Below are 10,145 nucleotides of genomic sequence, written 5' to 3'. Positions count from 1 at the left end.
GGCCCGACTGCGGGACGCGGTGGCGCTGTCGGCGGCGGCGGTGGCCGCGCCGGCTGCCGGGGATGTGGACCCGTCGGTGTACGCGGAGTTGGCGGCGCGGGTGGGGGTCGAGTCGGTGCGGGGGGTGGGGTGACGAGGGCCCCGGTGACGGCGTGGGCGGCGTCCGCGCCGGCGGTGTGGTGCGTGGCGGCGGAGTCCTCGGTGGCGTCCGCGGCGTCCTTGTCGTCCGTGGCGTCGGTTCCGGGGGCCCGGGTTTCGCGAGGGGGCGTGCCGAGGGTGTGGGACTGGGCGTCTCCGGTCGTGGGATCGCTCGGTGGGCGGTCGGCGGCCCGATGGTGTGGACGCCTTGTGTGTAGGTGCTGTTGCCCCGGGCGGCGGTCCTTCGGGGCCTCGTCCGCGGCCTCGATCACGTTTTTGGGAGAACCGGCATGCCTTTGACCACGACAGCCGAACTGACCGACGCCGCACGGGCGGTCGGGGTCGGCACGGCGGCGTTCAATGTCATCACGCTCGAACACGCGGAGGCGGTGATCATGGCCGCCGAGGCCGCCGAACTGCCGGTGGTGGTGGCGATCAGCGAGAACGCGGTGCGCTTTCGGCGGGGCAGGCTCGGCCCGTTGGCCGCGGCGTGCCGGGTGCTGGCGGAGGAGTCGGTGGTCCCGGTCGCGCTGCACCTGGACCACGTGGAGTCCTTCGACCTGCTGGTCGCGGCGGAGGGGACCGGAATCAGCTCGGTCATGTTCGACGCCTCCCGGTTGCCGTACGCGGCGAACGTGGCGGCGACGGCCGAGGCGGTGGTGTGGGCGCACGCGCGCGGAATCACGCTGGAGGCCGAACTCGGCCAAGTGGGCGGGAAACCGGGCCAGCCCGCGCTCGACGCGCACGCGCCGGGGGCCCGTACCGATCCCGACGAGGCGGCGGCCTATGTCGGGGCCACCGGCGTCGACGCGTTGGCGGTGGCGGTCGGCAGCAGCCACGCGATGCTCGATCGGACGGCGACACTCGACCACGACCTGATCGCGCGGCTGCGTGCGGCCGTCGAGGTTCCGTTGGTGCTGCACGGCTCGTCCGGCGTTCCCGACGACGAGTTGCGGCGCGCGGTCGCCGCGGGCATGACGAAGATCAACGTCGGCACGGCGTTGAACATCGCGTACACGGGCACGTTGCGGGATCGCCTGGCGGCTGACCCGGGGAAGGCCGATCCGCGACCCGCGCTGGCGTCGGCGCGGGAGGCCACGGTCGAGACGGTGGGGCAGTTGCTGCGACTGATTGCCGGGCGGGGGTAAGGCTTGGTCGCGGTCGGCCTTTGCGTTGTCCGCAAGTGCCGGTTGGGCCGGGACTGTCGGGGCCCGGCCCTCGTGCCGGGCTTGGGGTCGTCCTCAAGCGCCGGGCGGGCTGGGATCGGTCGGTCGGGTGGGGGTTTGGGCTTCCAAGCCGTCCAGTAGGTAGCGCAGGCCGGTGGTGAAGGAGCCGTCCCAGTCGTCGTCGAAGAGGTATCCGTGGGCCGCGAGCGTCGGGTATCGGTCGCGGTCGGCCTGCAACTGTCGGTGGCCCGTTCGGCGTTCGCTGTCGGACAGTTGCAGGCTGGACTGGGACGCCGTCGATCCCATGACGTGGTTGTAGAGCGCCCAGGTCGCCGCGAACAGGTGCCGTTCGGTGAAGCCGGCCCGGACGAGCGTGGCCTGTAGGAACTCCATCCAGGCAAGGAAGTTCGGCCCGATGGACGGGCGTCGCCGAGCGGGCAGCGCGACCGCCCACGGGTGACGCAGGATCGCGGCCCGCCACGCGGTGAGTACCGCGGTGACATCGGCGCGCCAGTGTTCGGCCGGGCCGCCGTCCTCCCGCCGGTCGGCGGGATCGGCCGCCGGCGGGGCCTCGCCGAAGATCGCGTCCACGGCCAGGTCGATCACGTCGTCCTTGGTGTCGACGTGCCAGTACAGCGAACCCGCGCTGACCTTGAGCCGGTCGGCCAGACGCCGCATCGTCAGGCGGTCGATCCCCTCGTCGTCGAGCAGCGCGACGGCCTCGTCGACGATGCGCGCCAGGGTCAGCGGCGGTTCCCCCCGGCCGATACGACGCGGCCGCAACCAGACGCTGCGCACGTCGTCGTCGCCTTGCGGATCGCGTTCGTGCTCGCCATTCACAGTGAAATTCACACCCAACTCGTCGCCCCGACCGGTGCGGCGAGTGTAGTAGCGTGCCCACGACTGAACAACGTTCGAGAGCTCGAACGTTGTTTGAGAAGGGATGTCGTCATGGAGAAAACCCAGGTGGGAGCCGCCTCCCGGCGGTGGTGGACACTGCTGGTGGTGAGCGTCGCCCAGTTGCTCGTGGTGCTGGACGCGACGATCGTGAACATCGCGTTGCCGTCGGCGCAGCACGAGTTCGACATGTCCGATACCAGCCGGCAGTGGGTGGTCACCGCCTACACGCTGGCCTTCGGCGGGCTGTTGCTGATCGGTGGGCGGGTGAGCGGTGCGTTCGGTCACCGGCGTACGTTCACGGTCGGTCTGGTGGGGTTCGCCGCGGCGTCCGCGCTGGGCGCGATGGCCGCGAACGCGGAAATGCTGTTCGCGGCACGGGCCTTACAAGGCTGCTTCGCCGCGGCGCTGGCACCGGCCGGACTGTCGCTGCTGACGATGACGTTCACCGACCCGCGTGAGCTGGGCAAGGCGTTCGGAACCTTCGCGGCGGTGGGCGCCGGGGGATCGGCCGTCGGCCTGATCGCCGGGGGGCTGCTGACCGAATACGCCGACTGGCGGTGGTGCCTGTACATCAACGTCCCGATCGCGCTGCTCGCGCTGGCGGCGATTCCGCTCGTGAAGCGGGATGGGCCGGGCGGTACCGCCGGCGGCATGGACGTCCCGGGTGTGCTGCTGAGCGCGAGCGGCTTCGTCGCCGTGGTGTACGCGTTCAACCAGGCGGAGCCGCGCGGTTGGGGCGATCCGCTCGTGTCGGGGTTGCTGCTTTCGGGTGTGCTGCTGTTGGCGGCCTTCGTGGTGGTCGAGCGACGGGCCCGTCAACCGTTGCTGCCGATGCGGGTGTTGGCGCACCGCGCGCGGGGCGCGGCGTACGTCACGATCTGGCTGATGTTCGTCGCGATGTTCGGGTTCTACCTGTTCATGAGCTACTACACGCAGACGATCCTCGGGTACTCGCCGGTCGAGGCGGGACTCACCCTGATCGTCAACGCCGTCAGCGCGGCGGTCGCGTCGATGCTGATCGCCGGGAGGTTGCACGGACGGGTCGCGCCGGTGGCGATCGTCGTACCCGGCTTGTTGGCGGCGGCCGTCGGCATGCTGATCCTGACGCAACTGACGTCGGACAGTTCGAACGTCTTCTGGCTCTACCTGATCCCCGCCCAAGTGCTCACCGGCCTCGGCATGGGCCTCGTCATGACGCCGACCATCGGGCTGGCCACGGCGGACGTGTCCCCGGTCGACGCGGGAGCCGCTTCGGCGACCTACAACGCCGCCCAGCAACTGGGCGCCTCGCTCGGTACCGCCCTGCTCAACACCGTCGCGACGAGCGCCACCGCCACGTACCTGGCCGGGCACCGCGCGGGGCCGGGGGCGGCCGACGCCGCGACGGTGCACGGGTTCACGGTCGCGCTGACGGTGGCGGGCGCGATCCTCGTCGCGGCGGCGGCCGGCGCGTGGATCCTGCTGCCTCGGGCGCATTCCGCGCCGGGGGTGAACGAGCCGGCCATGGCGTGGGAGGAGTGAGGGCGAGGTGAATCGGGCCCCGGCCCGCCGCGGTGTTCGGGGGCGCCGTGGCGGGGGAGGGGCGGCTTACGGACGGACCCCGCCGCGGTGTGCGGGGTGAGACTCGGGAGCGCCTTCACCACCGGAGACTTCGCCCGGCAGGGACGCGTTTCCGTCCGGATGCCCAGGCACTACGACGGTCACAGGTCGCCCGCTCACACGGCTGCCGGCGGGGCGGGTGCCGAGAGTAGTTGGGTGAGGGCGCTGCCGCGGTCGGTCGGGAGCACGCGGACTCGTCTGCCGTGGCGCTCCCGGCACAGGAGGCCGGCGGCCTCGAGTTGTCCGCAGTGGTATGTCACCGTGCTCACGCCGACCTGCAGGTGGTGGGCGAGTTCGCTGACGGTCGGCGTACCGGGCAGGCTGCGCAGGATCTCCGCGCGTACCGGACCGAGCACCACGGACAGTCCGTCGGGGCCGGCCTTTCGGTCACTGCGTCCAGGGTGTCCCCGGTGTCCCGTGATGCGGCCGAGCCCGGGGACGGCGTAGGCGATCCAGAGGGCGTCGTTTCGGTCGGCTCCGTACATCCCGGCCGTGTACCCGGAGGCCAGGGGCATCAGCACAAGGGGCCGAGAGCCGAGTTCGGCCAGATGTCCCGGGCAGGGGTGGGGTAACTTCAGAGTGCCTTCCTCGTACCGTATGTGGCCGCCAAGGCTGGTGAGCAGCCCGTCGAGGCCGCCGGTCACCGCAGCCAGGCCGATACGTTCGGTTTCCCTGCCCATGAGCGAGTCCGCGTCGCGCCACAGGGGAGTGAAGGCAGTCCACGCGGCGCCGACGAGCTGCCGGTAGGCGGTGACGAACCTCCTGGGATCGTCCACCAGGGGGCGCCAGGCCGTGGGGATCCCGGCCGAGTAGAAGGTGGCAACCTCCTCGGCGAGGAGAGCGGGGTCGGCCGATGCCAGTTCCCCTTCGAGGTCCGTCATGTCGTGGGTGCCGAGGTCGTGGACCAGTGCGAGGCGGTCGGGGATCCAACCCGGGCGCGAGGCGAACAAGGGACCGACGACGGCGGCCGCGCTCGGCGGGAGGGCGCGCCGCACGGTGTCGCGCCACAGTGCGGGAACACCGTGGACGCGGTGCCCGAAGACGTCCTGGAGGAGGGGGAAGAGGGTCGCTCCGGGGTGACGGCTGACCCTGACGTTCACCTGCTCCACGTCTCCGAGCTTCACGAAACGTCCGGTCAACTTCCTTACCCCCTGGTGTTGTTGACGTTTCGAGGATATTCGAAAGCTTCGCTTGCGGCAGGACCGCAGCTTGAGGATGGAGGAGTCCCCACCGCGGATCCGCCTCACCTGAGGCGCACCGCGCACCGCGTGAGGACACCGTGTTTCTTTTCCGGCCACGAGAGGCGATCGTCCATGTCCGTTCTTCCGCAGCGCGTCGTCCGACCCCTGACGGTGCTGGCCCTCGCGGCTCTCGCCGCCTTCACTCCCTCCACGGCGACGGCCTCGTCCCAAGAGCAGCAGGCCCCCAATCCCAGTGGCACCAACCGGATCTACTACGGCTCGGAATGCAATCCGGTCCAGGCGAACGGCAGTATCTCGATGGAGGTGACCTGGCAGTACTCCGGCAACGGTTTCCGCGTCACGCGGGTGGCTTTCTGGAACGGCACCAACCACAGCGCATCGTTCGCCGGGCCGATCCGGCTCATAGACATCAACGGCAACTTCACGGACGCCTGGATGGGGAGTATCGGTCCGCACAGCTACGGATCGACGGCCGTGAACTTCACGACGCCGACCAAGCTCGTGCGGACCCATGCCTTGGAGTACCTCAGTGGCTTCACCGGCTTCTGCGGCGGCAGTTCCGGTGCGGACCTGGTCATCAACGGCTAGAACCGACCGGCTGAAGGCGTGTGGCCGCTTCGGGCCCGGGGGCCGGCCCGGAGCGACCGCGCGGCACGCTTCGACACCACCGTCACCGACGACGGAGTGCGGACGCTCGGCCGAGCCGACCACGGCGACCTGGCGACCAGGCGGCAACGACAGGGGCACGGGCCGGTGCCCGTGCCCCTGTCGTTCGCCCGGGCTTCACGGACGCGGCTCTTCAGGCGTGCCAGGGGTCAGCCGAACAGCCAACCGGCGAGCCGGGACCACCAGCCCGTCGGGACGGGCTCGATGGGGTCCTCGTGTCTGGGTGGGCGTGGGGTGCGCGGGGGTGGGACCCATTCCGGCGGGTCGACCAAGGGGCGGGGGGTGAAGTCGACCGGCAGGGAGGTCAGGTAACGGGCCCAGGTGGCCGCGTGCCAGGCCGGTGGGCGGTCGGGGTGGGACAGGCGAATGTCGGGCAGGCGGGCGTTGAGGGTGTCCAGGGCCGTTTCCGTGATGGCTCGGCCGATGTCCTGACCCGGGCACGCGTGCGCGCCGCCGCTGAAGGCGAGGTGGGCACGGTTGGTGTGGACCGGGACGGTGAGGTCGGCGCGGATCTGCGGATCGACGTTGCCGGCCATGACGCCGAGCACCAAAAGGTCGCCGGCCTTGATCTTGCGGCCGCCGAGCTCGGTGTCGACCAAGGCCCAGCGGCCCGGGATCACCCACAGCGGCGGCTCGTCCCACAGCACCTGTTCGACCGCGTTCGGCAGTGCCAGTCGCGCGCCCGCCAGGGACGACAGGTAGCGGTCGTCCGAGAGCACGACGCGCAGCGTGTTCGACATCAGCGGGATGGTCAGTTCGTTCGCCGCGACCATCACCAGGCGCAGGTGGTGCAGGATCTCGTCCGGGCTCAGGTTGTTGCGGTGCTCGATCAGCCAGGTCGGAAAGTCGGGGGCGGGTTCACGGCGTTTGCGCTCGATGAGGTCCTTGAGGGTCTGGAGAATGAACTCGTTGGACTCCAGGGCCTTTTCGGTTTGCATCATCAGCTCGGCGGTCGCCTGGACCAGGCGCGGGCCCATGTCGTCCGGAAGGCCGTAGAGCTGGGCGATCACGAGCATCGGCAACTGCTGGGTGAACTGCGTGACGAGGTCGGCATGGCCGTCGGCCGTGAACTTGTCGACCAACTCGTGGGTCATGCGCTGTACATGCTTGCGCACGCCCCGGTGGTCGAAGCGGTCGAGACTTTCGGTGACCACAGTGCGCAGGCGCTGGTGTTCGGCGCCGTCGCTGGACACGCAGTCGGGGCGGTACTCCATGATCGGCAGGATGGTGGCGTCCGGCGGGATCCGGCCCTCGCGCCAGTCGCGCCAGTTGCGCGCGTCCCGCGAGAAGCGGCTCGGGGTGCGCATGACCTCCAGGTTTTCCCGGTAGCCGAGCACCAGCCAGCCGGGGAAGTCGCCGTCGACCAGGATCGGCGCCACCGCCCCGTACTCGGCTCGCAGGCGCTCGTACGTCGCCACCGGGTCCGCGGTGGCCTCCGGGCCGTACAACCTCGTGATGCCCTCGGTGGCGGTCCCCCCGTGGGCGGGGCAGCCGGGCGGAGGGACGGGGGGAGGAGCGGTCATTGCGTCTCCCGGTTGGTGGTGAGCGTGTAGAGGTATTGCATGAGCTCCATCAACACGTCGCGGCTGGAGCCGCGCTCGCGCGCGTCGCAATCGATCATCGGTACGGAGTCGTCGAGGTCGAGCGCGGTCCGCAGTTCGCTCATCGAGTAGGTGGGCGACCGGGGGAAGGAGTTGACCGCCACGACGAACGGGACTCCGCGATCCTCCAGCCGGCCCATGACGTCGAAACACACTTCGAGGCGACGGGTGTCGACCAGCACGACCGCGCCCAGCGCACCGTCGAAGAGCCCGTTCCACAAGAACCAGAAGCGCTCCTGGCCGGGTGTGCCGAACAAGTACAGGACGAGGCGTTCGTTGAGGCTGATCCGGCCGAAGTCCATCGCCACGGTCGTGGTGGTCTTGGACTCGACCCCCGACAGGTCGTCGATGCCGACGCCCGCCTGGGTCATCGTCTCCTCCGTGGTCAGGGGGCGGATCTCGCTGACCGCGCCGACCAGGGTCGTCTTGCCGACCCCGAAGCCGCCGACGACCACCACCTTGACCGCAGAGGTGGCCGTTGCGGGCAGCATGTCCTCGGGCCGCGGGCCGGCGACGGTTTCCACGCCTGTGTCGGCGACGGTCTCAGAGCTTCTGTAGTCCATGCATCACCGCCTTGAGGAGATCGATGTCGGGCAACGACGCGGCCGGGATGGGCGCGCGGGCCTCCAAGTGCCGACCCCCGACCAGATCGCCGAGGATGAGCGTGAGCACGCTGGTGGGCAGCCGCATGTGCGCCGAGATCTCCGCCATGGACAACGGTTGTTCGCACATCCGCAGGATCGCGGTCGGCTCGGGGGCCATCCCGCGGGTCGGCTCGTGCTCGGCCACGAAAAGCGTGACCAGATCCAATCGGGCCTGGGCTTCGGGGCTTTCCCCGACCATGTACAGCCGTTCGGGGTATGAATCGCGGCGCTTGCGCCGCGGCCCGCTCATGGAAAGGCTCCGTCTCGCCGGGGCGGACTGGTGAGGTGATCACCGATCCGGATCACCAGATCGCGCATGCGGTGACCGAGCAGGCCGGTGTCGACCTGGCCGTCGGCGAGCACCGCGAGGTAGGCGCCGGCGCCGGCGGCCATCATGTAGAAGTAGCCGCCGTTGACCTCGATCACGACCAGGCGCATTCGCCCGTCGCCCTTGGGAAACTCGGAGGCCACGGCCGCCGCGAGGCTCTGCAGCCCCGCACACGCGGCGGCGAGCCGGTCGGCGGTGTCGGGCGCGGTGTTGTGTTGCGCCATGCGCAGACCGTCCGCCGACAGCAGGACGATGTAGCGCGTGAACGGCACGCTCTTGGCCAGATCGGCGAGCATCCAGTCCATGTTGGGTCGGTACTCCGTCATCGATCTCTCCCGTCCCACGAATCGTCACCGACGCCGGACCGCCGGTCGGCGGGCGGTGGTTCGCCGTTGATGCCACTGAGGAACGCGTCGAGGCCCAGACCGGGCGGAGTCTCGTCGAGCGCGTGCCGAGGGGAGGAGGTGCTGCGCTGGTCGCGAGGCGACGCGGCGCGCGGGACGGCGCCCAGGCTGCGCCGGCGGCGCTGCGGAAGTCCGTTCGGGCCGTGCTCGGTGACGGACGAGGCGTCCGTCATCATGTCGTGCAGGGAGGGCAGTTCCTCCAGGTGTTGCAGGTGTTCGGGCATCGGGTACATGGGCGGCACGTTCGGGGTGATCTGGTCCTGCGGGATCACCACGACCGCGCGTACGCCGGAGTAGGCCGACGGGCGCAGCATGACCTTGAAGTTGTTGACGTGTGCGAGACGGGCCACGACGGTCAGGCCCAGGCGCGGGGTCTCGCCGAGGTCGTCGAGGTTGAGCGGGGCGCCCTCCAGGGACAGGATCCGCTCGGCGCGCCGGCGGGCCTCCTCGCTCAGGCCGACGCCGGCGTCCTCGATCTCGACGGCGATGCCGGTCTGTACCTCGGTGGTACTGAGGTGCACGGTGGTGGACGGCGGCGAGTAACGCGTGGCGTTGTCGAGGAGTTCGGCGATCGCGTGGATGAGCGGCTCGACGTGCCGCGCGATGACCGCGACCTCGACGACGGAGTGCAGTTTGACCCGGCGGTAGTCCACGATGCGCGACATCGCGCCGCGCAGGACGCTGTACATGCCGATGTCGGTTTCCCATTGGCGGCCGGGGCGGGCGCCGCCGAGCACGGCGATGCTGTCGGCCATGCGGCCGATCAGGGCGTTGCCGTGGTCCAGGTGGAGGAGGTCGCGGAAGACGACGGGGTCGTCGCCGTGCCGGTCCTCCATGTCGCGCATGTCCTGGGCCTGTTGGTGGATCGTGGCCTGGACGCGACGCGCGATGTTGACGAACGCGCGTTGCGCGGATTCGCGCATGTCCTCTTCGGCGCTGACGGTCTCGATCACCGACTTGATGACGTTGCGGTGTGCGACGGCGAACTCGGTGGGGTCGTCGGGGTGCGGGGCGACCTTGAGCATGACCTCCTGGAGGGGCTCGCCGAGTTGGAGCCGGCCGACCGCCTCGGGCAGGAGTTCCTCCGCGAGCCGGATCGTCTCCAGCTCCTGGGCGGCGAGCCTGCGCTTGAGGCCGGCTTGCTGTTGCTGGAGTCGCGCGTGCATCTGGGTGATGGTGCGGCCTCGTCGGCCTGCCTCGGCGGCGCACACGGCGACGGCTACGGTCGCGAACGCACCACACACGGCGACCGCGACGCGCGCTTGCTCCGGGACCGCGACGACGGCTGCCACGGCGCAGGCGGCGGTTACGACGAGAGGGAGTACCCACGCGAGTGCCGGCTGTCGGCCTCCAGGGGACGATCCAGCGAGAACCATCGGCATCCTCGAAATTGGTCGGTACGAGTCGTGCGGCCAGTGCGACGCGAACTCGACGCCCGGGCCCGGTGGCCCGTCGGCCGGGGCCGGACCCAGTGGGCCGGGCCGGGCCGGGTCGGGT

The 10,145-nt window shown here is 70.4% G+C and carries 10 protein-coding genes; 3 read left to right on the top strand and 7 right to left on the bottom strand.

The features are described from left to right. Positions 1 to 428: 428 nt before the first annotated feature. Positions 429 to 1,286, top strand: coding sequence for a class II fructose-bisphosphate aldolase (locus GT354_RS25540; protein ID WP_161358720.1), 858 nt, complete (start codon positions 429 to 431; stop codon positions 1,284 to 1,286). A 93-nt stretch (positions 1,287 to 1,379) separates the two neighbouring features. On the opposite strand, the gene GT354_RS25535 is transcribed toward GT354_RS25540, so the two are convergent. Beyond that, positions 1,380 to 2,156 (bottom strand): TetR/AcrR family transcriptional regulator, encoded by a 777-nt coding sequence (locus GT354_RS25535; protein ID WP_346012167.1) that lies wholly within the window; start codon positions 2,154 to 2,156, stop codon positions 1,380 to 1,382. Between the two features lie 99 nt (positions 2,157 to 2,255). Here GT354_RS25535 and GT354_RS25530 point away from each other — a divergent pair, with 99 nt between their 5' ends. After that, positions 2,256 to 3,725, top strand: a complete 1,470-nt coding sequence (locus GT354_RS25530; RefSeq protein ID WP_161358719.1) for an MFS transporter — start codon at positions 2,256 to 2,258, stop codon at positions 3,723 to 3,725. A gap of 194 nt (positions 3,726 to 3,919) precedes the next feature. Here GT354_RS25530 and GT354_RS56630 read toward each other — a convergent pair whose 3' ends face one another. Further along, positions 3,920 to 4,927: a winged helix-turn-helix domain-containing protein gene (locus GT354_RS56630; RefSeq protein WP_161358718.1), complete on the bottom strand. Its 1,008-nt coding sequence runs from the start codon at positions 4,925 to 4,927 to the stop codon at positions 3,920 to 3,922. Positions 4,928 to 5,116: 189 nt separating this feature from the next. Between GT354_RS56630 and GT354_RS25520 the strand changes: the two genes are divergently transcribed. Next, the gene (locus GT354_RS25520) at positions 5,117 to 5,593 is read left to right on the top strand and encodes a hypothetical protein (RefSeq protein ID WP_161358717.1); all 477 of its coding nucleotides are present in this window, start codon (positions 5,117 to 5,119) and stop codon (positions 5,591 to 5,593) included. Positions 5,594 to 5,820: 227 nt separating this feature from the next. Here the strand turns inward: GT354_RS25520 and GT354_RS25515 are convergent, their stop codons facing one another. Genes GT354_RS25515 through GT354_RS25495 form a run of 5 tightly spaced genes read right to left on the bottom strand, consistent with a single transcriptional unit; the run spans position 5,821 to position 10,030 of the window. Further along, entirely contained in the window at positions 5,821 to 7,194 is a 1,374-nt protein-coding gene (locus GT354_RS25515; RefSeq protein ID WP_161358716.1) for a cytochrome P450, read from the bottom strand. Continuing rightward, positions 7,191 to 7,835 carry an ATP/GTP-binding protein gene (locus tag GT354_RS25510; protein WP_161358715.1) on the bottom strand — a complete coding sequence of 215 codons (645 nt, stop codon included), beginning with the start codon at positions 7,833 to 7,835 and terminating at the stop codon, positions 7,191 to 7,193. The genes GT354_RS25515 and GT354_RS25510 overlap by 4 nt, the downstream gene beginning before the upstream one ends. Next, positions 7,816 to 8,166 carry a DUF742 domain-containing protein gene (locus GT354_RS25505; RefSeq protein WP_161358714.1) on the bottom strand — a complete coding sequence of 117 codons (351 nt, stop codon included), beginning with the start codon at positions 8,164 to 8,166 and terminating at the stop codon, positions 7,816 to 7,818. Before GT354_RS25505 ends, GT354_RS25510 begins: the two co-directional genes overlap by 20 nt. Beyond that, positions 8,163 to 8,570: a roadblock/LC7 domain-containing protein gene (locus tag GT354_RS25500; RefSeq protein ID WP_161358713.1), complete on the bottom strand. Its 408-nt coding sequence runs from the start codon at positions 8,568 to 8,570 to the stop codon at positions 8,163 to 8,165. The genes GT354_RS25505 and GT354_RS25500 overlap by 4 nt, the downstream gene beginning before the upstream one ends. Beyond that, positions 8,567 to 10,030 (bottom strand): sensor histidine kinase, encoded by a 1,464-nt coding sequence (locus tag GT354_RS25495; RefSeq protein WP_161358712.1) that lies wholly within the window; start codon positions 10,028 to 10,030, stop codon positions 8,567 to 8,569. The genes GT354_RS25500 and GT354_RS25495 overlap by 4 nt, the downstream gene beginning before the upstream one ends. Positions 10,031 to 10,145 lie beyond the last annotated feature (115 nt).

Origin of the sequence: Streptomyces sp. SID3343 (assembly GCF_009865215.1) — a bacterium.
Taxonomy (GTDB): Bacteria; Actinomycetota; Actinomycetes; order Streptomycetales; family Streptomycetaceae; genus Embleya.
The sequence above is the reverse complement of the archived record's forward strand: the minus strand, read 5'-3'. Positions and strand labels throughout refer to the sequence as shown.